The organism is Dyella telluris (assembly GCF_014297575.1).
Classification (GTDB): domain Bacteria; phylum Pseudomonadota; class Gammaproteobacteria; order Xanthomonadales; family Rhodanobacteraceae; genus Dyella; species Dyella telluris.
Genome location: NZ_CP060412.1, coordinates 4,145,936 through 4,172,407, shown reverse-complemented (window position 1 = coordinate 4,172,407; position 26,472 = coordinate 4,145,936). Strand labels below are relative to the sequence as shown.

Here is a 26,472-nt window from a genome sequence, read left to right as displayed (position 1 = left end):
ACCGGCAGCACCGTCCCCGGCAGACGCCACACCTCACGGTGTGGCGTTTGTTTTTTCCGCCCGGTAAACGGCCTTGCCGTCTACCCAGGTACTGAGCGGCTTGAGATCGGCGATCTGTCGCGGCGACACCGTCATCAGGTCCGCACTGAGCACCACGAAATCCGCGCGCATGCCCGGCTTCAGCGCGCCCACCTGATCCTCCATGAACGACGCATAGGCACCGCCACGGGTGAACCCGGCCAAGGCCTGGATGCGGCTCACCCGCTGGTCAGGCAGCCAGCCGCCCGGCGGCTGGCCCTTGAGATCCTGCCGTGTCACCGCCGCATAGAGGCCAAGCATCGGGTTGACCTGCTCCACCGGGAAATCCGACCCGAAGGCCAGCGGCACCTTCTCCTGGATGAAGTGCTGCCACGCATAGGCGCCCTTCAGACGCTCCGCGCCCAGGCGCTGCTCGGCCCATGGCATGTCGGACGTGGCGTGGGTGGGTTGCATGGATGCGATGAGATGCAGCGAGGCGAAGCGCGGGATGTCGTCCGGCGCGACGATCTGCGCATGCTCCACGCGCCAGCGGTGATCACTGTCCGCGTGGTCGCCCAGCACGGCCTGATAGGTATCGAGTACCTGGCGATTGCCACGGTCGCCGATGGCATGCGTGGCCACCTGCACATGGCAGCGATAGGCCTTCTCCACGGCCGTGCGATAAGCCTCCGGAGAGGTCACGAAGATGCCGCGGTTGCCGTGATCATCACTGTAGTCCGCCAGCAGCGCGGCTCCCCGGCTCCCCAGCGCGCCATCCATATAGAGCTTCACGGTGCGCATCTGCAGACGGCCGCTGGCATCCGCCCAGTGACCATCCTGGCTGCACAGCCAGTCCAGCGCTTCGTGATTGCCGTCGGCCATTTCATAGAGCCGTAGCGGTATCTCGCCGGCTGCAGCCATTTCCTGCAGCACTTTGAAATCCTGCAGGCTGACGCCGGGGTCGTGCACGCCGGTAAGGCCTGCCGCGACGGCGTCGGCAAAGGCCGCCTTGTAGGCTTCGCGCGTCTGTTCGCGGGTCAGCGGCGGGACGGCCTTTTCGACGAGTGCCTTGGCACCGTCGATCAGAACGCCGCTGGCTTTCTTGCCGGCACGGACAATTCGACCACCATCCGGCTGCCAGTCGCCATCCAGAGCCCGGGTGGCATGCTTCATCGCCGCCGTGTTCACCCACGCGGCATGACCGTCCACGCGGTCCAGGTACACAGGGCGATCGGGGAACACTGCATCAAGATCGGCAGCGGTCGGGAATTGTCTGTCGGGCCAGCGGTTCTGATCCCAGCCGTAACCGATCAGCCACGCCCCTTTCGGCAACGTTGCAGCAGCGGCCTTCAGGCGGGACACAGCCTCCGCACGCGAGGCGCTGCCCAGCAGGTTCACCTGGATATGCGTCATGCCAAGGCCAAGCATGTGGCCATGGGCATCGATCAAGCCCGGAATGACGGTTGCGCCCCTGGCGTCGTCGATCACCGCGCCGGGATACTGCTTCTGCAACTCGGCGGTTTCACCGACCGCAAGCAGGCGCCCATCGTCGTTCCATGCCAGTGCCGTCGCTTCGGGGCGAGCGGGATCCATCGTATGGATATGGGCGTTGACCAGCAGCGTGGTCGCCTGCAGCGGCAAGGCAGCCAATGCCAGGCAGGTGATTGAACAGCGACGAAGCAGCTGGCGCACGGCGGATTCCCAGAGTGAAGAATCCTTCGACTTTGCCCAGCCACGCCACGATGCACAAGCGGCTTCGCAGCATCCCGTCGTGACCCGGGCCTTTCCTTCGCTCCGGGCCGTGAGCCGTTATGCGGCGCGCTCCAAGACATCAGGAGGGCGGGCGTACTGCGCCAGGCGGATCGCCGATTCCATACCCGGCATTTCCACGCACACGGACCGACCCGAACGCAGATGCTCGTCGCGCGCCACTTCCCGAGCGAGCTTGATGGCCGCGCCAAGTCGAAGATCACTGAACAACGAAAAGCCAAGACGACACACACACCAGGATCCATCCTGCAACTGCTTGAGCGAATACGTGACCATGATTCAATCCTTCGGGGGAAAGGAGTTCCGCCACCAGCCGATCGCTTACACCTCTCGCGCAGCGATCTGTCCGTTAACCACCATGAGAGCATGCCGTTCTTACACCTGCGGGCCTATCGGCCACGGACCTGATGCCACGTAGGAATACGACTACGACAATGGGAGTAAGTAAGAACCACACTGCTTCACGAGGGATACACACTCATTTGTCATCCATGAACGACAAGCCATGCCTGTATGAACGGCTGGCAAAATTCATATCGATACATCACCCGTCGTTAACCGCCCTCTCGTCAGTTTCGTAGCCCCACGTCACGGAGCATGGCTGATGACGGACGGAATGCGAGAGTCCCATTCCCGGTTACATGAAGCGTTCGACGGATTACTTCGGATCTATCGCTTGCTGGAACAGGAAAACGAACTACTTCGCAGCCAGTTGCGCAGGCATCCCGTCGGCGAGATGCAGATACGCGAGACCGAACGCCAGATGATCACGCTGCGAGGCAAGGCGCCGTTCGCCACGCCTGAGCAATTGATCGCACTGATGACCTTGAGGCCTGACTGAAGCCATCTCGACCGATGCCAAGAGCGCCCGCCATGACGAACCGACACCTGCATGACGTGGCCGTAAGCCATCCCGAACGGGTGGTGTTTCCCGACGATGGCATCACCAAGCAGGACGTCGCCGACTACTACCACGCGGTCATGGCGCGCTTTCTACCGGAAGTGGAGGGTCGTCCCACATCGATCTTCCGTTTTCCCGAAGGCCTGGCCAAACCCGGTTTCTTTCAAAAGCACCCGATGCCCGGGCTCCATGACACAGGGCACGTCCGCCTGCGCGAGGAAAGCGGCCAACTCGACGACTATCTCTGCCCGGGTAACGCCAGCGCCATCATCGAGCTGGTTCAGTTCGGAACCATCGAATTCCATCCCTGGGCGGCGCGCGCCGATGCACTGGAACAACCCGACTATCTGGTCTTTGACCTGGATCCCGGCTACGGCGTGCCTTGGCGTGACGTGATTGAGGCCGCGCGTTTGATTCGCGATCGTCTGGGCAAGGTGTCGCTGCGGAGTTTTGTGCGTACGACCGGTGGCAAGGGACTGCATGTGCTTGTGCCATTGCATGCAACCTGCCGATGGGAAGATGCACGTCACTTCAGTAGTGCATTTGCGCACAGCCTGGCCGACGAACGGCCGCAGGCCTTTACCGCCAAGTCCGCGATGGAGGGCCGCACCGGACGCATCTTCATCGACTACCTGCGGAACACGCGTGGCGCGACCAGCGTGGCGTCATGGTCGCTGCGCGCACGGGCCGGCGCACCGGTCGCCGTGCCACTGCGCTGGCAAGACCTGGGGCGATGCACGAGTGGCCACGCATTCGATATCGGCTCAGCCAGCCGACGAATGGCGCGGCTGCGCAGTGATCCGTGGGAGGGGTTTTCCACAATGCGGCAAGGCCTGGAAACGGCAATGGGCCACTACCCACCGATGAAAACCTAGCGACTGTCTCGCGTGGTGGCCTGCTGATCGACGACCGTCTCGATCCTTCCCAAGGCAGGCGAGAGAAAATAGTCACCGGCCAGAACGTGCTCAAGCGCGTCGATGAGTTCGTCCCCGGCCGACGCCTTCAACACATAGCCCTTCCCGATGGACAAGGCTGCACGCGCAAGCGTGACGTCGTCATGCACGGTGATGAAGACCACCGGCAAGCCGGGGCGGTCGGCAAGCAATTCCCTTGCGGCCTGCATGCCATCCATGCCCGGCATGCTGATGTCCGTCACCACGGCATCCGGCTGCAAGCGTCGCACCGCCTTGACCAGCGCCTCGCCATGGGCCACCACGGCAAGCACGTCAAACACCTCACCCAGCAACTCCCGAAGCTGCTCGGCGATAGGTGCGTGATCCTCGGCCAGCACGAGTGTGGCTCGCTTCACATAGGTTTCCTGCACACATGACGCATGTAACGCAGGATCTTCCAACGTGAGAACTTCCGCCACCGAAAGAGAACTCAGTTGCCGCTAAGTAAAAATACCCACCGTGATGCGAAGATGTGCTACACAACTGTTTTTCCCTCAGAAAAGCAGACCAAGATCCTCAGCCCGCCGGACCAGTTCAAGCGTGGAATGCACGCCCAATACCTGCATCATGGTGTATTTGTGGGCTTCCACGGTGCGCACCGACAGGCCCAGCTGCAGGGCAATCTGCTTGGAACGCAGGCCAGAACCAACCAGCCGCAAGACCTGCAGCTGCTTGGACGTCAGGCTGCGCATGTCCGTCATCTGCCCGCTGATGTAGCGCGCCCCCAGGGCCGGCGTGACATACGTGCCACCGGACATGACCTGCTGCGCGGCATTGCGCAGGTCTTCGCCGGCTGAATTCTTGAGGATGTAGCCACGCGCACCCGCACGCAGTGCCGCCACCGCCAACGCAGGTTCCATGTGCATGGTGAGGAAAACGAAGCGCGTATCCATCCCCGCCTGACGCAGGCGCTTCAACGCATCCATACCATTGCAACGCGGCATGTTGATGTCGGCCACCACCAGATCCGGCTGCAGGCGGTGCACTGTTTCGATCAGCGCTTCGCCATCCGCGACGATTTCAAGCAACTCGAAATCTTCGTCCAGTATGTGCTGCACGCCTTCGGCCACCATGCGGTGATCGTCGGCAATGACAAGCCGGGGTTTCAGGCTGACCCGTGGGTTCCTAGCGGTATTCGTATGCATAGTTCGGTCCCTTTTCCAAGAGTTGATTGCAGCCGGTAGCTGCCACCCAGCAACTTCGTGCGCTCGTCGATGCTCATCAAGCCGAGCCCCCGACGCCCCTCTCCTTCCGTGACAAATCCCTTGCCGTCGTCTGAAATAGTGAGATCCAGCTGATCGTGCGCGACCTGCAGCGCCACCTCGATGCGCTGCGCGTCGGCATGCCGCATGGCGTTGCCGAGCGCTTCCTGCGTGACGCGGTAAACGCAGAGCGCCACGTCTTCAGGTAGATCCTTGGCGTGCGGCGATACGCGCAGCTCGATGGCCGGACCGTTGCGATGACTGATGTTCTGGCACAGGCCGGCCAGTGCCGCCGTAAGCCCCGTTTGCGTGAGCATGCTCGGGTGCAGATCGTGCGACAGATGGCGCACATCCTCCGACAAGGCGATCAGCTCGCTCTGCAACTGGCTCACGTCCTGCTTGTTGCTATCGTCCACCTTGCGACGCAGCGCGCTGAGGCGGATCGAGGCCACCGCCAGGCGTTGATTGATGTCGTCATGCAGGTCGCGGGCAATACGGGCGCGCTCCTGCTCCTGCGCCAGGATCAGGCGCCCCGCAAGTTCGCGCACTTCGGTGCTGCTGGCCACCAGGGCGTGCTGCGTCGCACGGCGCTGCTCCACCAGTGCCGCAAGATAAAGCGAGGCCACCGCCACGCCCAGCATCCACAGCTGCACGCCGATGGTGGTGAGCATGGATTCGGACTGCACGAACGGCCCTTCCTGGGACAAGCTCAGCTGGATGGCGATCAGGCCCACGATGAGGTTGATGGCACTGGTACCCACCACCTGCGCGCGCAACGCCACGAAAATCGCCAGCGGCACCGGCGCCAGGAGCAAGAGCGGCCGCATCGTCGCGAAAGCCCCTAGCTCCCGCCAGCCGAGCCAGAGCACCACCAGCGCGCCAGCGGTGACCAGCAACACGTGCCAACCCGGCAACGAATCCCGGCGCAGCGACGAACGTGGATTGACCAGGCTCAGGATCGCCGGCGTCAGCAGCACATAACCCAGCGAATCGGCCAGGGTCACATGCCACCACTCCCGCGACAGCCAGTTGGGCAACTCCATGACGCCGGCCAGCCAGGAAAGCAGCATCCCGGTGGCAAGCGGCAAGGCAGCCACCGCCACGGCGAGGAACACCAGCAGCTGGAAGAAATTGTCGATCGACTGATCCTTGCGCAGGCGGCTGAGCGTCCACGCCGCGCCGTCGATGAGCGCCAGCACCACGATGGTCACGACAACGAGGCCCGCCAGCGGAAGGCCCATGAGCAGCGCAAACAGAAGCATGCCGGCCATCCAGCCGACGCTGTAAACAAGCCAATACCGGTAACCCGCGCATAGAAGCAGCGCGAGCAGTAATGGACCAGGCAGCCAGATAATCTGGGAGTCACGCGTGTGATCCCACAGGGCCAGTGATACCCATTGCGCCACCAGCGCGGCCAGGCCAACGCCCAAGCCACGAGACAGCTGCTGGGACCACGCACCCGCCGGTGCCTTCCCGATGAAAAACCCCTCTGCTCCGTGCATCCTTTCGCCCTGCTGCAGGTAAGCAGCCGCCGCCCCAAGAGTAGACATTGCCGGACAAGCGAAGCCAACCGGCATTTCTCCATAAGGACCGTCATTACTTCGTGATGATTTACGTAGTTCTACGAAGCATTTTGTGGGTGAACTACAGACTCGTATTCGGGCATTACTTACAGATATAGATGCAGCCCCAAATGCGCATGGAAATCCACCCAATAACTGTCGAGACAGGCGAATCGCAGGAAAGTGTCTGAATTGTGCTCAGACCAGTAAATTTACCGACCCCGTTTGAGTGAAAGTTCGCTTACCAAGCGCACATCGACAGGTGAAGCTGCTTCAGGACGATCAGCGGCCTGACGGGGATCTGCCGACCATGAAACGCAAGCGCTCCAACCCCTGCACGGGGTCGACCATCGCGCGTGGGTCCGGCGTGCACGCCCGCGTGGCATCGGCAGCCGCATACCGGTTTCCACGGATCGCCGCTGCATGAAAGCCAACGTGCGCCCTGCATCCAAAAGCATCCGCAAGCTGCGCGTGCTGCTTGCCGACGAACACCGTTGCGTCGCCGAGGGCCTGGCCGGGCTGCTGGCCAAGCGCACGCAATCCGTGCTGCTGGTCCATGACGGTCAGGCACTGATGGAGGCGGTACTGGCCGAACAGGCGGACATCTTGATCACTGACATCGCCATGCCCCCGTTCAGCGCTCTGCAGGCGCTGCGCCGGCTGCGGCAGCAGGGCAGCGACATTCCCGTGGTGGTGCTTTCCACCCACAGCGAACCACTGATCGTGCGCGAGGCCATGCAGGCCGGCGCCAATGGCTACGTCCTCAAGCAATCGCCGAGCAGCGAGCTGTTCAATGCCATGGGCGAAGTCACCGCGGGAAACCAGTTCATCAGCCCTCAGCTGATGGCATCCCTGCTCGATGCACCGGAATCACTGCACCGGCTCACGCGGCGGCAGAGAGAGGTCATCGAGTCGATGGCCAAGGGCAAGCGCACCAGCGAGATCGCCGCGGACCTTGGCATCTCGGTGCGCACGGTGGAAAGCCATCGCCAGTCACTGCTCGATCTGCTGGGCGTGCACAGCGGCGTGGCACTTATTCGTGAGGCGGAACGACTGGGGCTTATCCCGGTCGGGCCTTACGACATGAACGTGGTCGTGGAGGACAAGTCGCTTCCTTAGTTGCCCACCTTGCTTCCGCCCATTGCCACGCGTTTACCACTCAAGCTCAAAGAGAGACTCTTCATGAAATTGATCCGCTATCTTGCTCCGCTCGGTGCCGTGCTCATGGCCGCCTGCTCCACCTTCAGCGTGAGCAACCAATGGAAGGACCCGGCCTGGCCGGGCCCGCCGGCGACCAACGTGCTGGTCCTTGGCATCACCAAGAGCGACACCTATCGCCATGTGTTTGAAGACACCTTTGTGGCGCAGCTGCAGGGCGAGGGCCTGAAGGCGGAACAGAGCTACCAGCAGATTCCGGCAGGAGCCAGCTCGGAAAAGCTGAGCGACGTGGTCAAGGCCACGGGTGCACAGGTGATTCTGACCACTCGCCTGCAGCGTGTTGAGCAGAAACTCAACGTTACCCCGAGCGGCCCGGCCTTCGGTGGCTTCTACGGCTGGTACGGCGGCGCATGGGCCTCCACGCCGGACGTCACCCAGTACGACCAGGTCACGCTGGAAACCACCGTGTGGGACGTCAATACCCAGAAGGTGATCTGGTCGGTAACCACCGAAAGTGTCGGCACCAACAATATCCCGCAGACCACGCAGGATCTGGCCAAGACGCTCATTCCGAAGCTCAAGGCTGACGGCATCATCCGCTGACCACAACGGGGCTGGGCAGCCATGTCCAGCCCTTCTTCCGCGCACACCCAGGAAACACGCCCATGAAAACCCTTCGAGTCCGGCCCATTGGTTTCGCGCTCCTCTGCGTCGCGGGTGCCGCGACTGCGCAGCAGCTTCCCGTGGCCTACCCGGCCAACGGTCAAAGCAGCAGCCAGCAGGAGGCCGACAAGAGCGCATGCATGTCCTGGGCCCAGAGCAACGCCCCCGCCCAGGCCACTCCCCCGCCACAGACCGGTCCCGCGGTGGGCGGCGGGCAACGTGCGAGCGGTGCTGTACGCGGCGCAGCCGCTGGCGCCGTGATCGGCGGCGTGGCCAACGGCGACGCGGGCCACGGTGCCGCGGTTGGCGCCACCGCGGGTGTCGTAGCGGGCGGCGTGCGCGCTCGTCAGCAGCGGCGTGACGAGAACGCCGCGTCGGCCAACGCGCAAAATCAGAATGCCGCCAATCTGGGCCAGGCGTATAGCGCCTGCATGAAAGGCAAGGGCTACACCGTCGGCTGAAGGCGCAACACTGCGCGATCCACGGTCACTGGAGTGAGCAGTCACCTGCTCACTCACCGCCAGGCGCTACCCACCTGGATGTAATAGGCGTGATCGCCCTGGCTCCAGGCCCAGTCCACGCCGGCATAAAGGCCCAGCGCCCGGGCGATCAGATAGCGAAAGCCCACGCCTTCGGCCGTATGCGTACTGGCATCGCCGAAGTTCAGCGTACGTCCCCACGCCTTGCCTGCACCGCCGAACCCCAGCAAGGCCCAGCGATTGGTGAGGTTCCAACGTAACTCGGCCTCGAGCACGCCGACGTTCTGGTCCTGGTATCGACCATAGGCGATTCCGCGCAGGTCGATCGACGGCTGCTGGTAAAAAGGCACGTCACCACGCACGGACCGATAATCGGCACGCGTACCCAGCACCCAGTCCTGGCCCAGCTTGAAATAGCCGTAGACGTGGGCGCGGTAGGCCTGGAAGGTATTGTCGCTGCCGAATGCCGGTGCGTACGCGGTTGCCTGGAGTCGCCACAACCAGCCCTGCGAAGGCGTCAATGTGTTGTCGCGCGTGTCGTAGCTCAACCCGAGACCGAGGCCTGACGCACGCTGCGCGAATTCCTTGGGCTTGAAATACTGATTGTCAGTGGGAATGTTGAGGCGACTGTCGATATCCATATAGAGCCAGCGGGCGGACAGGAACATGTCACTGTCCCCCAACCGGCGGGACGCCTGCTGGTAAGAGAAAACGCCGTTGAGGTTGTAGCCAATCTCCCTGGGGGCGCCAAGCAAACCCTGGGTGTAATAGTCCAGATTGATATTGGTCTTGGCCAACAGGCCAACGTAACGCCAGGTGTCGTCCTTGAAGTGGAAGGATCCCCCCAGGCCGTAGCCCCAGGTACCGTTCTCGGTCTTGAAGGCCGCAACCCCGTAAATGTCTGGCGGAATGTGCCGGCCGCTTTCTTTGGATTCTTCCGATTGCTTAGGCGGATGAAAAAACACTGCGGCCACGCCGCCACCGTTACCAATGGCCGGCTCCGTGATGATGATGGGTACAAACAGGGCGCCCTTGTGTTTCAGGAGCCAGTTCGACATGTCGAAGTCGCCGTCCTTGGTGTCCTTGAAGTTGCTCCACCAGGAGGCCTTCTTTTCACTGCCGGCCGTGTCCGGCGGAGCGTCCGGTGACAGCGGAGAGGCGATCGCGCTGGCCGGTGGATTGGCGGTGTTCTCCTGCGCACGGACTTCCATGCTACCCAGCAGCGAAACGCCGGAAACCATCAGCCATGTTCCAGTTGCCAGGAAGGCCCTCATCAACACTCCACCGGTCAGTCGACGTTGTCACCCAAGTGGAATCGACTTTGCCGAATCAGGCCTCGACCGGACAGCGCAAATACTCGGAGCAATCCTAAGTAAAAGCACCTAAAAAAAAGGGCGCACCCTTGGGATGCGCCCTATCGTTCCCTCGTCGTGATCGGGCGAATCAATTGGCCGGTGATTCGTCCACCTGTTTCCAGCTGCTGTCCGGATCGAACGATTTCATCGACGCCGCTGTCGTCGCCCCATTCTTGCCAAGGTCTTTCTCGAAGACCTCGCCATCGTGACTCACCATGAAACTCATCACGCCGGTATCACCGTACTCGGCGGGCCACGCAATGAGTGCGAAGCCGCTGGTCATGCGGTTGCCCACGACGTAGTTGTACGCGCCGCCAGGTGCCGACGGTCCCTGCGAGGTGAGGATGCGGTAGTGGTAACCATGAAAGTCCGACTTGCCGGTGTCCTTGACTGCAAATCGCTCGCCCAGCGGACTGGCTGGCTCGCTGCCCGTAGCCGGCCAATACAAACCATCCTGTTTGCCGGGACTGCTCCTTAGCTTCTGGGCGTACTGCAGCACCTTGTCGCCATCGCGATCCTCGCTCGCGTATTCGCGTTGCGCGTCGTAATAGGCGAGCATTACCTGTTCGACTGCCAGTTCGTTGGCACCAATGCGGCGCTCGCGTATCTCTTCCGCACCCTTCTTCACATCAAAGTGCCAGCCGCCCTTTCCCTGCACCAGCGGCAATGGCAGAACCCAATTGTCCGAACCGACGCTCAGGTGCGTTTCGCCATCCGCCGTCTCGATCTTGTGGCTCTCGTCGTATCGCTTGAGGAACAAGTCCACATCGTCGCGATCGATGCCATCGGTGGGAATATAGTCTTTCCAGTTGGCGCCGAGCACCTTGACCAGCACCGGCTTGTCGCCGTCACGCAACGCCTTGACGAAGGCATCGGAAGCCGCTTCGGCCGTTGGATAATTGGTCTCCTGCGCAAGAGCCAGGGAAGAAACCGCGCCGCCCGACCACAGCGTCAGAGCCAGCACGAGGCGAAGTGTCCACGATTTGCGATTCATGGTCAGACTCCTATCCGGCGACGCCCGCCACCACCGCCGCCCCGGCTGGGCGCTGGGCGCGACATCTGTCGACCGCCACCACCACCGGCACCACGGGACTGCGACATGGAGCGTTGGCTGGACTGTCCACGATTCATTTGCGAGCGCGACGAGCCGGGTGACTGCGAGCCACTGAAGGCGTTGTTGCGGGCACTGGCACCCTGCTGCCGCCCACCGAACTCACCGCCACCCGCCTGCCGATTGCCACCACCGAAGTCACCCTGGCGGTTGCCACCACCGGCATTGCCGCGCTCGCCACCACCGATATTGCCGCGTTCGCCCGCACCACCCTGGCCCATTCGATTATCCCCGGAAGGCCGATTGAGCTGCGAACCTGTTTCTCCGGCACCGCGACGAGCGGCCATGGACGAACCATTGTTGGTGCTGCGGTCGAAGCTCTGCAGCGAGCGCTGACGGTTCGCATCCATCTGCGAGTCGCGACCACGGAAGGCCTCACGCTGCTGCGCGCCACCACGCCCCTGGTCGAAGCGCTGGCGGCTGCCCTGATCGCGATACGGCGTGCCGCGCCGGTTGTCCGGGTTATGGTTCCAACGCTGGTTCCCATTGCCGGAGATGCGATTGTTGACGTTGTTCACGCTGTTGTAGCGATTGACGTTGATGTCCACGTCACCACCGCCCCAGTTGCAGTTACCCCACAGCGCGCCGGTAATGGCGATACCCGCACCGAAAGCCAGGCCAGCGGCCAGCGCCTGCCCCGGGTAATAACCGTAATAACCATACGGCGGCGGCCAATACGTCGGCGGATAGGCTGGGTAAGGCCAGGTGCCATAGACCACGGTCGGGTTGTACTGCGGCACGTACACCACCTGCGGGTCCGCGGGTTCGATCTGGATGTAGGTGGCCGTGCCGCCCGATTGCTGCGGTGCCGTCTTCTCGACCACCTTCTGCTGCGATGTCGACGACAGATTGCCTGCTGCCTTGGCCTGATTGCGCAGGCGCTGCACGGAGGCCATAACGTCGTCCGGCTGGGCGAGAAAGGCATCACCCATGTTCTGCACCCAATCCGGGTGTTGTTTCATCTGCGCCAGCACCTGTGGGAACGCCACCAGCGATTGCACACTGGGGTCCCATGGCTTGGTGTTGATCTGCTTGATCGCGTCATCACCCTGGGCCTTGGGATTGGCCGCTGACCATGCCGCCGCCTCGGCCACGTCGCTCGGGTACGTGGTGGCCATGAATATCTGGGAGAGCAATGAATCCGGATAGAGCGCAACCGGCGCCAGCATCTGGTCGAGCTGCTGGTTGTTGTAGATCTTCTGACTTTGACCCTGAGGTTGGGCATTCGCCTGACTTGCCTGGGCTTGCGCCTGACTTGCTTGCGCGTGTGCCGTGCCCGACAGGACAAATGGCACCAACGCAAAACACCACAGGCACGTCTTCAGGAACCTGTAACGCATGATCGTCTTCATGGTGCCGCTCCCATACCGCCCTTGCGGTTGTCATAGCTTGACTGTTCGGAGCCGCGATTTGCCACTGCATTTGTGCGGTATCAAGACTACGTAAAACTACCTAGCCCTTTAGCGCAGTGCCTTCCATTGCCTGCGTTTCGTAAAATTACGCAAGAGCAATTAGGTAATCGTTCGCTGTGTGATGTTTGCGAAAAGTCTCAACATAAGCGCACCAATTCAAAGGGATCACTCGCCATGCGCCGCGCCGTTATTGCACATCCCAAACTCTCCCTGATCGCTCTTGGCATGGCGCTTGCCGCAGGTTTGGCGGCTCCCGCTGCACGCGCCGACACCCCTGATTTCTGGGACGGCAACTGGCATGGCAACATCCAACCCTATATCTGGTTGCCTGGCATCAGCGCGGAGACGCGCTACCAGCTTCCCAACAACGGCGGCGAAGTCACGTCGAAGACGGACAACAACATTTTCTCCTATCTCAGCGGCGCGCTCATGCTCGATGGCACCGTGCGCAAAGGCGACTGGGGTATGTATGGCGATCTCGACTGGGTGAAGTTCTCCAATGAAGAAGGGCGCTTCAGCAACATCGGCGGAGATCGCTTTGGCGCTTCAGCCAACTTGAATACGCGGTGGGGCCTGAAGGGCGGCATGGTGAACCTGGCAGGCCTGTACACCTTGAGCCATTCCGGCCAGGGTTTCATCGACCTGCTGTTCGGCATGCGCTACCTGTGGGTCAAGGGCAACCTCAACTGGGATCTCTCGCTCAACGGCAACGCGGGCAACATCAATATTGCCAACAGCGGTCATCTGGCCAACCAGATGCACGCCACGGATGCCATCGTCGGCATACGCGGCAACTGGTCACCGTTCGAAAACAAGCGCTGGTTCTTCCCCTATTACCTTGATTTTGGCGGCGGCGACGGCAATACGAGCTACAAGCTCAGCGCAGGCGTCGCGTATGGCTTTGACTGGGGCGACATCTCGTTCTCCTACCGCGACATTCACTACAGCCAGAACAGCAGCAACAAGTTCATCGAGGATCTCAACCTCGCGGGTCCCACCTTCAGCGTGAACTGGAACTTCTGATCGCATTCCATCGCGACGCAAGGGAGTTCCATTCAATGAGTGATGCTGGCAAGGGCATCTTCGACGAGGCGCGCCACGTTACCGTGCTCAGGCGCATGCGCCTGATCAAGCCGGAACATCGTGCCGAAGCGGGCCGGCGCATCCTTTTCGCCGTGGCCATCGGCTGGCTGCCGTTGGCCATTATTTGCCTGGTGGAATGGCTGTTCCTGCACAGCTCATCGTCAGCGGGTTTTTTCAGTGATGTGGCGGCGTATGCGCGCTTCCTGCTGGCCGTGCCTATCCTGATCCTGTCGGACTACATCATCCTGCCCCGGCTGGAAGCCATCGCACAGTACTTCGTGCACTCTGGCCTGGTGCTTCCCGACGACCGGCAACGCTTCGACGAAGCCATTGCATCGGCCAGACGCATGAGCCTGGGCGTGTGGCCGTCGCTCGGCATGGCCATCGTCGTCTACTCGCTGGTGATCACCATCGGCGTCACGATATCGCCCCAGGCGCTGCTCGACTGGCAACGCGCCGACGGGCCGCTCAACCTCTCCGTGGCAGGCTGGTGGAATCTATTGGTGAGCTCCCCCCTGGTGCTTGGGCTCATTCTCAGCTGGTTATGGCGGCTGGGCGTCTGGATGCGCTTCCTGCATTTGCTCTCGCGCATGCAACTCCGCCTCGTGCCCTCCCATCCTGACAAGGCGGCAGGACTGGAGTTCGTCGCGCTGTCGCCACGCATTTTCGCGCCCCTGGCCTTTGCCATCGGCGTCCTCACGGCGGGCACGTTGGGCAATGAAGTGGTCCACCTGCATCTCGATCCGATGGATCACATCGCCGTTCCGGTGGCGACAGCCATCGTGGTGGTCGCCTTGCTGATCAGTCCGCCCCTGCTTTTCGCGCGAACGCTGATGCTCACCCGGCGCCGCGGCGTGTTCGAGTACGGCGCCTTGGCCAGGCAGGTGGGCGCAGAGTTCGAAGCGAAATGGCTGGATGGCAAGAAAACCGTCGACACGTCGGCATTGTCCGAGCCGGATTTCTCGGCGACCACCGACCTTTACAGCGTGGCCGCCAACGTCTATGCCATGCAGCCCACGTTGTTCGATCCGCGCGTCGCTGCGTCGGTGGCCATTGCCACGCTCGTTCCCTTTGCACCGATCTGGCTTGCGGCGATCCCTACCAAGGTACTGCTGACTCACCTGATCGGTTTGCTCGTCTGATCGGTCAAGGCAAAACCGATCACGTATCGCCAGCAGACATCATGACGACGGCGACCTGCGGTCCGTGTCGCCTTAAAGTGCTTCGATGTAGCGCAGCATCAGACGAGCGGATTCCCTGCCCTGCCAGTCGTTGATCCCAAGTTCGTACACCGCGCGCAACACCAGCGGTGGTGGCGTGCCTTCGTAGGCATTGAACATCACCGCATCATGCACGGAGCCGTCGCGCGGATCGCGCAGGCTGAGGCGAAGATGCTTTTCGCCCATCACGCGCCAGCTGGCGCATTCGAATATGTTGTCGAAAAGGGGTTCCGGGAATGCCTGTCCCCACGGACCCGCCTCGCGCAACTGGCGAGCGAGCTCCAGCGTTGCCGCGCCGGGAGGCAGCTCGCCATCGGTGAGTTGGACGGCTTGCAGGTGATCGTCGTCGAGCCACTCGCGCGCGATGGCATCAAAAGCTTCGGCAAAGCGCGGGTAGTCTTCCGTGCGCAGACTGAGTCCGGCCGCCATGGCGTGCCCACCGAAACGGGCGATCAAGCCGGGGTGGCGCGCGTCGATCATCGCCAACGCGTCGCGGATATGAAACCCGGCGATGGAGCGTGCCGAACCGCGCAGCTCGTCCGGCATGTCATCGTTAGCCGGCGCAAAAGCAATCACCGGGCGATGCAGGCGCTCCTTCAGTTTCGACGCCACCAACCCCACCACACCGGCGTGCCAGCTGGGCTCGAACAGGGCCACGCCCACCGCATCGATATCGGCCGCGCGCGACACCATCACTTCGGCCTCGGCCACCATGGATGCCTGCAGTTCGCGTCGCTCCTGGTTGATCGAACTGAGCAGATCGGCGTAGCGACGCGCCTGCACCGGGTCGTCCGTCAGCAGGCACTCGACGCCGATACGCATGTCTTCCAGCCGGCCCGCCGCGTTCAGGCGAGGGCCGATGGCAAAGCCCAGGTCGCTGGCGCACAGCACGGCTGCGCTGCGCTTGCTTGCCTCCACCAGTGCCATCACGCCGGCATGGCCACGCCCGCTGCGCACGCGCCGCATGCCGGCTTCCACCAGCACGCGATTGTTGAAATCCAGCGGCACCAGATCCGCCACCGTGCCCACGGCCACCAGGTCGAGCAGCACGGAGAGGTCCGGCTCGGCGCCGGCCGGGAATGCGCCCTGATCACGCAACGAGGCGCGCAACGCCAGCAGCAGGTAGAACATGACGCCCACCCCGGCCAGCGCCTTGCTGGGGAATGCGTCACCACCCAGGTTGGGATTGACCATGGCGTCGGCGGCCGGCAACTGGTCGCCCGGGAGGTGATGATCCGTGACGATCACGCGCATGCCGCGCGCCTGCGCCGCGGCCACGCCGGCCACGCTGGCGACGCCGTTGTCCACGGTCACGATCAGCTGCGGCACAGGCTGCAGCGACTCGACCAGGGCAGGACTCAGGCCATAGCCATGGATGAAGCGATTGGGCACCACGTAATCGACATGGCGCGCTCCCAGCATGCGCAGGCCGCGCACCGCCACCGCGGTGCCGGTGGCGCCGTCGCAGTCGTAATCGCCCGCGATGAGGATGGACCAGTCATCGCGAATCGCCTCGGACAGCAAGGCGACCGCCTGGTCGAGTCCACCCAACTGCTGCGGCGACAGCAGACGCGCAAGGCGGTACTCCGCGTCTGCCGGCGAAAATACGCCCCGCACGGCGAACACCTGCTGCAAGACCGGATGGACGTCCAGACCCCAGCCCGTGGGCACGCCCTGCGCAGCGCGCCGGCGAACGTCGACCCGCTTCACGGGCCGCTCCCGCGCCAGAAGCGCAGGCGATGCCACGAGCGATGCAGCCAGCGCTCGCCACTGGCGAAGCTGAGCTGCACCGGGTGCTGCCGTGCCAGCGAGAGCAGGCTGGGCATCCAGCGCGCGGCGATGTCATCCACCGGCAGATCCTGCAGGTCGATGAGCGCGCCCGGCAAAGCGGCGGATACGGTGAGTTCCGTGCGCGGCAGGCAGTCCACGCGGGCCTGGCTGGCCAGTGCCGCGAGCAACAGGTCGTCCCCGATCACTTGCCGGTACGCCGCATGCACGGCACCCGGCAGCACGCCACCGCCCCAAAGCCACAGGTGATTGACCGGTGGCAGGCCGCGCTGGCGCCGCTCCGCATTGAACGGGTGCTGATGCAGGATCACCTGCGCCTCGTTGAGCAGGATGCGCCACGAGCGCCCTTCGGGCCCTTGCGGCAGGTGGTAGTACAAGTCTTCGCCCAGCGCCTGTTCCGGTGCCGCGAAATCCGGCGTCGCGGTATTCGGCGGCAGGCGTACATGCCAGTGATCGGGCGAGGATACCCACAGCGTCATGCCCGCTTCGGTGAACAGGGGCAGCAGCGGCTCGGCGAGCGCCACCGCCTCGTCCATGGACAATTGCATCTGGCCGCAGGCCAGCAGGCGTGCTCCATTGAGGTCGGGCTGCACCCACGAAGGATCGGCGCACAACCAAGTGCCTTCACCCGCATCGCCAGCGATCAGTTCGCGCGTCAGCGCGCCGGCCGGCAGCGAACCGTGCCATTCGAAACGTGCCGCAAGGCCATCCATGTAACCGCGCGGCCCAGCCGTCAGGGGATCGGCCTTGCGCAACAGGCTGCGCAGCGGGTGGTCCGGCGCGAAGCGGCCGAGGTCCGGCAACCACAGATCGATCGCGTGATGCGCCTGGCCGCTCATGCGGGTACTCACGCCTCCAGCTGTTCGTAGAGTCCGAGCCACTCGACTTCGAGCGTTTCCTTCTCACGGCGAAGCTCGGTCTGTCGCTGGCTCAGGCGCATCATCTCGGCGGTGGGGCCGTTATAGGTTTCAGGGTCGGCCAGCTTGGTTTCCAGCGTCGCCAGCTCGCCTTCCAGCGTGGCGATGCGGGTCTCGATCTTTTTCACGCGCTGGCGCGCCGTCTTCTCGCCTTCACGTTGCTCCGCGGCCCGACGACGTCGCTCTTCCGGCGTCTCCACTGGTGCGGCCGGCTTGTTTTCGGCCTTTTCCTTGTTCCTGTTCTTCTTGGCATCGGAGCCGCGACTGCGCAGCCAGCGTGCGTAGTCGTCCAGGTCACCATCGAACTGTTCCACCACGCCATCGGCGACACGCCAGAAGCTGTCGCAGACCAGGCCCAGCAGATGGCGATCATGCGACACCAGCACCAGCGCACCGTCGAACTCCGCCAGCGCATCGGCCAGCGCTTCGCGCATGTCGAGGTCAAGGTGGTTGGTCGGTTCGTCGAGCAGCAGCAGATTGGGCTTGTCCCACGCAATGAGTGCGAGCGCCAGACGCGCGCGCTCGCCACCGGAGAATCCATCGACCGATTCGAAGGCGCGGTCGCCTGCGAAATTCCACGAACCGAGGAAGTCGCGCAGCGCCTGCGCAGCGACGCCCGGTGCCTTGTCCTGCAGGTGATCGAATGGCGAAGCACCTTCGCGCAGGCTCTCCACCGTATGCTGGGCGAAGTAACCGATCTTCAGGTCCTTGTGCGACTTGCGTTCGCCGCCGAGCGGCGCCAGCTCGCCCACCAGCGTTTTCACCAGCGTGGATTTACCCGCACCGTTCGGACCGAGCAGGCCGATGCGCTCGCCGGCTTCCAGGCGGAAGCGCACGTCGCGCAAGATGCTGGCCGGCGGCTCGCCGCCTTCCCCCGGATAACCCGCCTCCACCTCTTCCATCTGCAGCATGGAATCGGGCAGGCGATCGGGCACGGCAAACTGGAAGCGGAACGGACGCTCCAGACGCACTGCCTCGGTGCCAGCCAGCTTCTCCAGTCGCTTGACGCGGGACTGTGCCTGCTTGGCCTTGCTGGCCTTGGCCTTGAAGCGATCGACGAAGGACTGCAGATGCGCGCGCTCGGCCTGTTCGCGTTCGTGCGCGATCTGCTGCTGGCGCAGCTGCTCAGCGCGCAGTCGTTCGAACGCGCTGTAGTTGCCGGTGTAGAGCTTGGCGCCGCCATCGTTGAGATGCAGCGTGTGCGTGATCACGCCATCAAGGAACTCGCGGTCATGCGAGATCACCAGCAGCGTGCCCTGATAACGGCGCAGCCATTCTTCCAGCCACAGCACGGCATCAAGGTCGAGATGGTTGGTGGGCTCGTCGAGCAGCAGCAACTCGGAAGGCGCCATCAGCGCGCGCGCCAGGTTCAGTCGCACGCGCCAGCCGCCGGAGAATTCCTTGACGGGGGTCTCATGCGTTTCCGGCGCAAAGCCCAGGCCGTGCAGCAGGCGTCCCGCGCGGGCGCGGGCGTCGTAACCATTCAGCTCTTCGATGCGGTGATGGGCACGCGCCATTGCCTCCGTGTCGCCGCGTGCCTCCGCGTCCATTTCGTCGCGCAATGCCTTGGCCAGCTCCTCGTCGCCACCCATGACGTATTCAATGGCCGGGTCCGGCAAGGCCGGGGTTTCCTGCGCCACCGAGGCCATGCGGGTCTTCGCCGGCATGTCCAGGTCGCCGGCATCGGCCTCCACCAGGCCCTGCAGGGCGGCGAACAGGCTGGATTTGCCACAGCCGTTGCGCCCCACCACGCCCAACCGCCAGCCAGACTGGATCACCAGGTCGATATCGGAAAGCAGCAACCGGCTGCCGCGGCGGAGGGCAAAGTGGCGAAACGAAATCATGGGGAGCTCAGGGTCCGGACCGGGCGTGGAGTGGCCCGAAGCCGCCCATGATAACGGTCCGGGCGGCCCATTCCTCATGATGAATGCCCACGGCGTCGCAATCGCCGCAGATTCACATGGATTAGCCGTGGCCGTTCTGCTACAACGACGCCGCAACGCCTTGTGCGGAGAGGGGAACCGTGAACAAGTTCGGAATCAGCAAGCTCAGCATCAGCCTGTCCATCGCCCTGCTGGCCTCGGCCGGCCTCGGCACGCCGGCTGTCGCCTCGGCCGAAAGCCTGCTCGTCAATCGCGTGCAGCAGGAAAAAACCATGGACCTGCCCTCCCGCGGGATGAGCATGGCCGAGGTGGAGAAAAAGTACGGCGCGCCGCAGCGCAAGCTTTCGCCCCGTGGTGGCGGCAGCAGCAAGCAGCCGGTGATCAATCGCTGGGATTACTCGAACTTCATCGTGTATTTCGAGCAGAGCCACGTGATCCACGCCGTGCTCAACACACCGGCAGGCAACAACACCAATCCCGCTTCCGCCAACTGACCGGCGGCGAAGGGACCCAGACGCGGCTCGTGGCGACACGGGCCGCGTTTGCATTTTCCGTACACAGACTCTTACCCCGCATCGTTTACACTCTGCGCCCTCCACCGCCCCCTGCCCCGGCTGCCCCGATCCATCCAGGCGCGCCCCAGGGTCGCCGCCCCCGCAAGAGAACCGTTCACGATGAATGACCATAGCCTTCGCCTTCCGGCGGAATGGGAGCCGCAGTCGGCCGTGCTGATTGCCTGGCCGCACGCCGATACCGACTGGGCCGACCGCCTTCCCGACGTGGAAACGACCTATGTGGCGCTTGCCGCCGCGGTCACGCGGTTCCAGTCGCTGATCATCGTGGTGGCCGGCAACGAGCTGCGCCTGCGCGTGCAGGCCTTGCTCACGGGCGAAGGCGTTGACCTGTCCAAGGTGCGTTTCGTCGAACTGCCGTATGACGACACCTGGCTGCGCGATTCGGGCCCGATCACGCTGAAGGCCGAGGGCGATGCCTTCCAGCTCACCGATTTCCGCTTCACCGGCTGGGGCGGAAAGTTCGGCGCCGATCAGGACGACGCGCTCATCGCCGGCCTGGTTCAGGCGGGTGTGTTCGGCAAGGCCAGGCACAAGCGCATCGACTGGGCGCTGGAAGGCGGCGGCATCGAGAGCGACGGCGTGGGCACGGTGCTCACCACCTGGCGTTGCCTGGCGCAGCGCCATCCGGAGCAGTCGCGCGAGCAGATGACCGAGATCCTGAGCGACAGCCTGCACGCCAGCCGCGTGCTGTGGCTGGACTACGGCTATCTCGAGGGCGACGACACCGACGCACACATCGACACACTGGCCCGTTTCGCGCCTGGCGAGCGCATCGTGTACCAGGCCTGCGACGACACCACCGACCCGCACTACGACGAACTCAAGCGCATGGGCGAGGAACTTGCCGCGCTGCGCACGCCCGAGGGCAAGCCGTATGCGTTGTATCCCCTGCCCTGGGCCAAGCCGATCATCGATGAGGGGCGCCGCCTGGCGGCCTCGTACGCCAACTACCTGATCGTCAATGACGCCGTGCTGGTGCCTGCCTATGGCGACGTGGTGGACGACCAGGCCGCCCGCATCATTGGCGATGCACACCCGGGCCGCGAGATCGTGCAGGTGCCCTGCCGTCCGCTGATCTGGCAGAACGGCAGCCTGCACTGCATCACCATGCAGCTGCCGGCCGGTATCGTCGAATCCTGATCCGTGGTGCCCCGGCGCTGGAAACCGGCGCGGCGCGCTCCTATATGTGTGTGAACCACAGGCCGGCCCCTCACGGGGCCGGCTTCGTCATATCCGCTAAACTTGGCGGCCTGCTCCCCGGCAGCCCCTTTCCGAGAACCCGCCGATGACCCGCAAGACCCTCAAAGTCGCCCTGCTCCAGGAAACCGACCGTGGCAGCCGTGATGCCAATCTCGACGCCATTGAGGCCGGCCTGCGCGAAGCGGCAGCCAAGGGCGTGGAACTGGTGTTGCTGCAGGAGCTGCACAACGGCCCGTATTTCTGCCAGCGCGAGTCGGTGGACGAATTCGACCTGGCCGAAACCATTCCCGGCCACAGCACGGCACGCATCGGCAAGCTGGCCGAGGAGCTGAAGCTGGTGGTGGTGGCCTCGCTGTTCGAGAAGCGCGCCACCGGCCTGTATCACAACACCGCCGTGGTGTTTGACCGCTCGACCGCCATCGCGGGCAAGTACCGCAAGATGCACATCCCCGACGATCCGGCCTTCTACGAGAAGTTCTACTTCACGCCCGGCGACCTCGGTTTTGACCCCATCGAGACCTCGGTGGGTCGCCTCGGCGTGCTGGTGTGCTGGGACCAGTGGTATCCGGAAGCCGCGCGCCTGATGGCGCAGGCCGGCGCCGACCTGCTGCTCTATCCCACCGCCATCGGCTGGGATCCGCAGGACGACCAGGGCGAGAAGGACCGCCAGCGCGAGGCATGGGTGACCGTGCAGCGCGGCCACGCCGTGGCCAACGGGCTGCCCCTGCTCTCGTGCAACCGCACGGGGTTCGAGGCGGACAAGGCCGGCGTCACCAACGGCATCCAGTTCTGGGGCACCAGCTTCGTGGCCGGTCCGCAAGGCGAGTTCCTTGCGCAGGCCAGCACGGACCAGCGCGAACTGCTGATCGTGGACGTGGACATGGCGCGCAGCGAGCACGTGCGCCGCATCTGGCCGTTCCTGCGCGACCGTCGCATCGACGCCTACAGCGACCTGCTCAAGCGCTTCCGCGACTGAACCTGACACCGGGCACGACTTGGATCGTGCCCGGGCCATCCCCATGCAGTCCTTGCCTTAAGCGATAACGACACTACGCATGACCCAGACCGACATCGCCGACTCCCTGCCGCCCGTGCTGCGCGACCAGCCCATCGAACGTGTGACGCGCGATGGCGTGGAGTACGTCGTGCTGGGCACGGCGCACGTTTCGCGCACCAGCGTGGAAGCAGTGGACGCCCTGCTGGCGCACGAGCACTTCGATGCGGTTGCCGTAGAGCTTTGCGACAGCCGGGCGCAAGGCATGCGCGATCCTGAGGCCTTCAAACAGATGGATCTGTTCCAGGTCATCCGCCAGGGCAAGGCCGGCATGGTCGCAGCGAGCCTGGTGTTGTCGTCGTTCCAGCGGCGACTGGCAGAACAATACGGTATCGAGCCCGGCGCGGAGATGAAGGCCGGCATGGACGGTGCCGAACAGCGTGCCCTGCCGGTCTGGCTGGTCGATCGCGAAGTCGGCACCACCTTGCGTCGCGCGTGGCACAGCGTCGGCTTCTGGCAGCGCTTCGGCCTGATGGGCGGACTGATCGCCAGCGTGTTCGAACGCCAGGACATCGAAGAAACCGAGATCGAAAAGCTCAAGCAAGGCGACATGCTGGAAAGCGCCTTCAGCGAGTTCGCCACCAATTCCGCGCCGCTGTATCGCGCCCTGATCGCCGAGCGCGACGCCTACATGGCTGCGCGCCTGCGCGAACAGGCGACGCAGGCCGGTTTCGGTGAAGGACGCCGCGTACTGGTGGTGATCGGTGCAGGCCACTTGAAGGGATTGTGCGAGCAGTTGCGCACGCAGCAGGGCGACCCCTCGACCGAAGCTGCCGCGCTGGCTGCTGCCCCGCCCAAGGCACGCTGGCCGAAGTGGCTTGCCATCGGCCTGGTGTTGGCCGTGTTCGTGGCCATCGGCTTCGCGTTCCATCGCAATACGTCGCTGGGCACGGCAGCGCTGCGCGACTGGGTTCTCTACACGGGCGGCTTCTCCGCGATTGGCGCGATCATCGCCGGCGCGCATCCGCTGAGCGTCATCGCCGCTTTTATTGCCGGCCCCATCAAGCCCTTCCGACCGGGCATTCCCTCCGGTGGCATCAGCGCCATGGTGGAAGCCTGGGTGCGCCGTCCACGTGTGGCGGATTTCGAAACCCTGCGCGATGACATTGGCCACTGGCGTGGCTGGTGGCGCAATCGCGTGGCACGCACGCTGCTCAACTTCTTCCTGGTCTGCTTCGGCACGATCATCGGCGAGTACACCGCCGGCATTCATATTTTCAAGAGCCTGATCGGCGGCTGAGCGCGGTCGCGCTCGCGCCCTTCAGGAATCCGAATCACCCCACGCCCGTCACTCCGGCGCAGGCCGGAACGACGACAATCAGTGTGCGCGCAGACCCTGATCCAGCACGCCCAGCAACTGCTCGTTGCGATCCAGGCTGTGCTCCCAGTACATCACGCCACCCAAACCTTTCGCCTTGACGAAAGCCGTCTTGGCGCGCAGCGATTCGGGGTCTTCGTAGGTCACGAAGGTGTGCGTCTGTGCATTCCACAGGAACGGCGCCTGGGCCTTCGCATCCCAGTGGCGCACGTAGCCGTTCTTGTCGATGTAACTGGCCACCAGCTCATCCCATGAAGGCGCGCCAGCGAACTTGGTGTACTTCTGCTGCAGGCCGTCATGCGCCGGGTCGACGCCGGTGAACGCGCGGCCGTAGAAAGCCACGCCAATATTGAGCTTTTTCGCCGGCACACCCGCCGCCAGAAACTGCGCGACGGCCTTGTCGCCAGCGCGGTCGTCCGCCGGCGCCACAGCCGACAGATGCAGGCCCGCGTGATGCCCCGTGGTCGGCGTCAGGCTGTTGTGGAAGTCGTAGGTCATCAGGTTGAACCAGTCGAGCGAATGCGACACGCGCTCCAGCTCGATGCCGGCCACGAACTCGCTGTCCGCCGCGGCGATGGTCAGCAGGTAATGGCGGCCGCCGTGCGCTGCACCAAGTTTGTCCAGGCGCGCGCGCAGGGTTTCCAGCATCAGGCTGAAATTGCGCTTGTCCTCGGGGCGGTGACTGATGCCCGGGCCCGGCAGCGTCGGGTATTCCCAATCAAGGTCCACGCCATCCACATCGTACTTCGCGATGAACGCGGCCACGCTGTCGGCCATGCGCTGACGCGTGGCGTCGGTGAGTGCCACATCCGAGAAGTAGTCTGCGCCCCAGCCACCGATGGACACGATGATCTTGAGATTCGGGTTGAGCTTGCGCAGCCCCGTGAGCGTGGCAAGCGTCTGGCCCGCCACCGGACTGGGGAACATCACGTCCCCCTTGGGCTCGAGCTTGGCGAAGGCGTAATTGATCACGTCGAGCTTGTCGGCGCTCACGTGGGGCAGCGGCTGGCTATCCCCGACGTAGCCGACGATGCGGTAATCTGCCGCAGGGCTCGCTGCCCTCGCCTCACCCACCTGCCACGCGAAGCCGAAGGCCATCGCTACCGCCACCGCGACCTTCAGGACGCGTCGATTACCGGCCTTTTCAAGCATCTTTTGCATGCATTGCCCCTAGCGTTGGTCATGGCGCGCCGGGTCTCCGTGCACGCACCCTCCAAACCACTGTGACATCCCTCATTGATTGAAATCAGTGGCTTGCGACATGTTGTCCGTTCGTGAATCCAACGACTATACTGCCGCGACATTCACCATGTACCAGCCGGAATCGTGGGGACGATCCTGATGACTCGACTGCAACTGCTTGGCCTGACCGTGGCCGCAGCTCTCTTCGCCACTGCCAGCGTGCATGCCGAGGGTGACAAAGCTGCCGGACGCAAGTTGATCTACACGTGCAATGGTTGCCATGGCGTACCTGGCTACGCCAACGCTTATCCGAATTACCCCGTTCCCCGCATCGCCGGGCAGAACGAGCAGTACATCGTCAACGCGCTGCACGAATACAAGGCAGGCGAGCGCAAGCACCCGACGATGATGGCCCAGGCGCAGAGTCTGTCCGACCAGGACATCCAGGACGTCGCCGCCTACCTCTCCAGCCTCGCCAAGTAAGCCAAGGACCCGAACCGCATGAAACGTGCACTGACCCTGCTTTCATTCGGCGCCGTCCTGGCGTTCGCTTCCACCCAGCTGCTGGCCGCGGGCAACATCGAGAACGGCAAGCAGAAGGCTGCGACCTGCTTCGCCTGCCATGGCACGGACGGCAATGCGGTCGATCCGCAGTACCCGCGCCTGGCTGGCCAGTACAACATGTACATCCAGCAGGCCCTTAACGAGTACAAGACCGGCCAGCGCGACAACGCCATCATGAAGGGCTTTGTGGCGCAGCTGTCGGACCAGGACATCCAGGACGTGGCGGCCTACTTCTCCAGCCTGCCCACCAAGCTCGATACCCTGCAGGGACACATCCAGGGCGACAAGCCGTAAGCCTCGCCGGAACCGATGAAAAAGGCCCGCCATTGGCGGGCCTTTTTGTTTGGACGTCCATACCGCGCGGCGTCAACCCAGCGCGGACTGACCTTCCTTCTTGCTGTAGTAGGGATTGCTGCCGCCGCTGTGGTCAGTGGCGTCGCGCACGGCAGTAATCTCCGGAACGCGCTCGCGCAGGGTCTTCTCCACGCCGTGCTTGAGCGTGACATCCACCGAAGCGCAGCCGTGGCAGCCGCCACCGAACTGCAGCACCACCACGCCGTCGGCATCGACCTCAAGCAAGCTGACGCGGCCGCCGTGGGAGGCAATCTTGGGATTCACTTCGGCTTCGAGCACGTAACGCACGCGCTCGATCAGGCCTGCCCCTTCGCCAGGAATCTCGCCCTTGATGCGCGGTGCGCGGATATTGAGCTGCCCGCCGGTGGCGTTCGGCTCGAAATCGATGGTGGCCCCTTCCAGCCACTGCGCGCTGTCGCCATCGACATTGAAGTCGAAGCCTTCGCAGACGATGGTCCATTCCTGCCCGGTCAGTTCATCGGGTTCGGCGAACTCCAGCTCGCAATTGGCCGCCGGCGTACCCGGGGATGTCACGCGCAGGCGGATGCTCAACCCGTCGATGCCCTGCTGGGAAAGCAGCCGCAGGAAGTGCTTCTGCGCGCGTTCTGAAATGTCGATCATGTCTACTCCAGCTGAAACTCCGGCTCGGCCGGCAATACAGCACCATTTTAGTCCTATTTTGATCGGCGTGCCCGGCTTTGACTTTTCGGTGCCAAGCTTCGACGCTTCGCACCTTTCTCTCGCCACGGA

Annotated in this window: 26 protein-coding genes; 13 read left to right on the top strand and 13 right to left on the bottom strand. The window is 63.6% G+C overall.

The features are described from left to right. Nucleotides 1-33: 33 nt before the first annotated feature. Both H8F01_RS18400 and H8F01_RS18395 read right to left on the bottom strand, forming a co-directional pair. Nucleotides 34-1,710: an amidohydrolase gene (locus H8F01_RS18400; protein ID WP_187056480.1), complete on the bottom strand. Its 1,677-nt coding sequence runs from the start codon at nt 1,708-1,710 to the stop codon at nt 34-36. Between the two features lie 117 nt (nt 1,711-1,827). Continuing rightward, entirely contained in the window at nt 1,828-2,064 is a 237-nt protein-coding gene (locus H8F01_RS18395) for a hypothetical protein (RefSeq protein WP_187056479.1), read from the bottom strand. A 328-nt stretch (nt 2,065-2,392) separates the two neighbouring features. On the opposite strand from H8F01_RS18395, the gene H8F01_RS18390 reads away from it, so the two are divergent. After that, complete coding sequence (locus H8F01_RS18390; protein ID WP_187056478.1) at nt 2,393-2,629, top strand: hypothetical protein; 237 nt, start codon at nt 2,393-2,395, stop codon at nt 2,627-2,629. Nucleotides 2,630-2,643: 14 nt separating this feature from the next. Then, nucleotides 2,644-3,564, top strand: coding sequence for a non-homologous end-joining DNA ligase (ligD, locus tag H8F01_RS18385; RefSeq protein ID WP_338017288.1), 921 nt, complete (start codon nt 2,644-2,646; stop codon nt 3,562-3,564). On the opposite strand, the gene H8F01_RS18380 is transcribed toward ligD, so the two are convergent. From H8F01_RS18380 to H8F01_RS18370, 3 genes are all read right to left on the bottom strand, one after another. Next, complete coding sequence (locus H8F01_RS18380) at nt 3,561-3,998, bottom strand: response regulator (protein WP_187056476.1); 438 nt, start codon at nt 3,996-3,998, stop codon at nt 3,561-3,563. The genes ligD and H8F01_RS18380 overlap by 4 nt on opposite strands. Before the next feature lie 138 nt (nt 3,999-4,136). Continuing rightward, nucleotides 4,137-4,787, bottom strand: a complete 651-nt coding sequence (locus tag H8F01_RS18375) for a response regulator (RefSeq protein WP_187056475.1) — start codon at nt 4,785-4,787, stop codon at nt 4,137-4,139. Continuing rightward, nucleotides 4,748-6,346 carry a sensor histidine kinase gene (locus H8F01_RS18370; protein WP_238481043.1) on the bottom strand — a complete coding sequence of 533 codons (1,599 nt, stop codon included), beginning with the start codon at nt 6,344-6,346 and terminating at the stop codon, nt 4,748-4,750. The genes H8F01_RS18375 and H8F01_RS18370 overlap by 40 nt, the downstream gene beginning before the upstream one ends. 483 nt (nt 6,347-6,829) lie before the next feature. On the opposite strand from H8F01_RS18370, the gene H8F01_RS18365 reads away from it, so the two are divergent. From H8F01_RS18365 to H8F01_RS21980, 3 genes are all read left to right on the top strand, one after another. Beyond that, nucleotides 6,830-7,525 carry a response regulator gene (locus H8F01_RS18365; protein WP_187056473.1) on the top strand — a complete coding sequence of 232 codons (696 nt, stop codon included), beginning with the start codon at nt 6,830-6,832 and terminating at the stop codon, nt 7,523-7,525. Between the two features lie 63 nt (nt 7,526-7,588). Then, on the top strand, nt 7,589-8,167 hold the full coding sequence (locus H8F01_RS18360; protein WP_187056472.1) for a hypothetical protein: 579 nt from the start codon (nt 7,589-7,591) through the stop codon (nt 8,165-8,167). 62 nt (nt 8,168-8,229) lie between these two features. Continuing rightward, nucleotides 8,230-8,688: a glycine zipper domain-containing protein gene (locus H8F01_RS21980; protein WP_187056471.1), complete on the top strand. Its 459-nt coding sequence runs from the start codon at nt 8,230-8,232 to the stop codon at nt 8,686-8,688. 53 nt (nt 8,689-8,741) lie between these two features. On the opposite strand, the gene H8F01_RS18350 is transcribed toward H8F01_RS21980, so the two are convergent. The 3 genes from H8F01_RS18350 to H8F01_RS18340 all read right to left on the bottom strand — a co-directional run bounded on the left by H8F01_RS18350 (nt 8,742) and on the right by H8F01_RS18340 (nt 12,524). Next, complete coding sequence (locus H8F01_RS18350; RefSeq protein WP_238481042.1) at nt 8,742-9,947, bottom strand: BamA/TamA family outer membrane protein; 1,206 nt, start codon at nt 9,945-9,947, stop codon at nt 8,742-8,744. 202 nt (nt 9,948-10,149) lie between these two features. After that, nucleotides 10,150-11,055, bottom strand: coding sequence for a DUF2950 domain-containing protein (locus H8F01_RS18345; RefSeq protein ID WP_187056469.1), 906 nt, complete (start codon nt 11,053-11,055; stop codon nt 10,150-10,152). 2 nt (nt 11,056-11,057) lie between these two features. Further along, nucleotides 11,058-12,524 (bottom strand): DUF3300 domain-containing protein, encoded by a 1,467-nt coding sequence (locus H8F01_RS18340; protein WP_238481041.1) that lies wholly within the window; start codon nt 12,522-12,524, stop codon nt 11,058-11,060. A 234-nt stretch (nt 12,525-12,758) separates the two neighbouring features. Here H8F01_RS18340 and H8F01_RS18335 point away from each other — a divergent pair, with 234 nt between their 5' ends. Further along, on the top strand, nt 12,759-13,607 hold the full coding sequence (locus tag H8F01_RS18335; protein WP_187056468.1) for a hypothetical protein: 849 nt from the start codon (nt 12,759-12,761) through the stop codon (nt 13,605-13,607). A 35-nt stretch (nt 13,608-13,642) separates the two neighbouring features. Beyond that, on the top strand, nt 13,643-14,809 hold the full coding sequence (locus tag H8F01_RS18330; RefSeq protein WP_187056467.1) for a hypothetical protein: 1,167 nt from the start codon (nt 13,643-13,645) through the stop codon (nt 14,807-14,809). 72 nt (nt 14,810-14,881) lie between these two features. Here the strand turns inward: H8F01_RS18330 and recJ are convergent, their stop codons facing one another. Genes recJ through H8F01_RS18315 form a run of 3 tightly spaced genes read right to left on the bottom strand, consistent with a single transcriptional unit; the run spans nt 14,882 to nt 19,436 of the window. Continuing rightward, nucleotides 14,882-16,597, bottom strand: coding sequence for a single-stranded-DNA-specific exonuclease RecJ (gene recJ, locus H8F01_RS18325; protein WP_187056466.1), 1,716 nt, complete (start codon nt 16,595-16,597; stop codon nt 14,882-14,884). Continuing rightward, nucleotides 16,594-17,526: a phosphoglycerate mutase gene (locus tag H8F01_RS18320; RefSeq protein WP_338017287.1), complete on the bottom strand. Its 933-nt coding sequence runs from the start codon at nt 17,524-17,526 to the stop codon at nt 16,594-16,596. Before H8F01_RS18320 ends, recJ begins: the two co-directional genes overlap by 4 nt. Beyond that, on the bottom strand, nt 17,523-19,436 hold the full coding sequence (locus H8F01_RS18315) for an ABC-F family ATP-binding cassette domain-containing protein (RefSeq protein WP_187056465.1): 1,914 nt from the start codon (nt 19,434-19,436) through the stop codon (nt 17,523-17,525). The genes H8F01_RS18320 and H8F01_RS18315 overlap by 4 nt, the downstream gene beginning before the upstream one ends. Nucleotides 19,437-19,615: 179 nt before the next feature. Here H8F01_RS18315 and H8F01_RS18310 point away from each other — a divergent pair, with 179 nt between their 5' ends. The 4 genes from H8F01_RS18310 to H8F01_RS18295 all read left to right on the top strand — a co-directional run bounded on the left by H8F01_RS18310 (nt 19,616) and on the right by H8F01_RS18295 (nt 23,544). Further along, nucleotides 19,616-19,969, top strand: a complete 354-nt coding sequence (locus tag H8F01_RS18310) for a hypothetical protein (protein ID WP_425490043.1) — start codon at nt 19,616-19,618, stop codon at nt 19,967-19,969. A gap of 180 nt (nt 19,970-20,149) precedes the next feature. Next, on the top strand, nt 20,150-21,190 hold the full coding sequence (locus tag H8F01_RS18305) for an agmatine deiminase family protein (protein ID WP_187056464.1): 1,041 nt from the start codon (nt 20,150-20,152) through the stop codon (nt 21,188-21,190). 145 nt (nt 21,191-21,335) lie between these two features. Next, a complete protein-coding gene (locus tag H8F01_RS18300; protein ID WP_187056463.1) occupies nt 21,336-22,226 on the top strand; it encodes a carbon-nitrogen hydrolase in 891 nt (296 codons plus the stop codon). Between the two features lie 79 nt (nt 22,227-22,305). Continuing rightward, entirely contained in the window at nt 22,306-23,544 is a 1,239-nt protein-coding gene (locus H8F01_RS18295) for a TraB/GumN family protein (protein WP_187056462.1), read from the top strand. 78 nt (nt 23,545-23,622) lie between these two features. Here H8F01_RS18295 and H8F01_RS18290 read toward each other — a convergent pair whose 3' ends face one another. Then, nucleotides 23,623-24,783 (bottom strand): glycoside hydrolase family 18 protein, encoded by a 1,161-nt coding sequence (locus tag H8F01_RS18290; protein WP_187056461.1) that lies wholly within the window; start codon nt 24,781-24,783, stop codon nt 23,623-23,625. 180 nt (nt 24,784-24,963) lie between these two features. Between H8F01_RS18290 and H8F01_RS18285 the strand changes: the two genes are divergently transcribed. After that, the gene (locus tag H8F01_RS18285; RefSeq protein ID WP_187056460.1) at nt 24,964-25,287 is read left to right on the top strand and encodes a c-type cytochrome; all 324 of its coding nucleotides are present in this window, start codon (nt 24,964-24,966) and stop codon (nt 25,285-25,287) included. 18 nt (nt 25,288-25,305) lie between these two features. Beyond that, on the top strand, nt 25,306-25,662 hold the full coding sequence (locus H8F01_RS18280) for a c-type cytochrome (protein WP_187056459.1): 357 nt from the start codon (nt 25,306-25,308) through the stop codon (nt 25,660-25,662). Between the two features lie 72 nt (nt 25,663-25,734). On the opposite strand, the gene H8F01_RS18275 is transcribed toward H8F01_RS18280, so the two are convergent. After that, nucleotides 25,735-26,343 (bottom strand): NfuA family Fe-S biogenesis protein, encoded by a 609-nt coding sequence (locus tag H8F01_RS18275; protein ID WP_187056458.1) that lies wholly within the window; start codon nt 26,341-26,343, stop codon nt 25,735-25,737. Between the last annotated feature and the right edge of the window lie 129 nt (nt 26,344-26,472).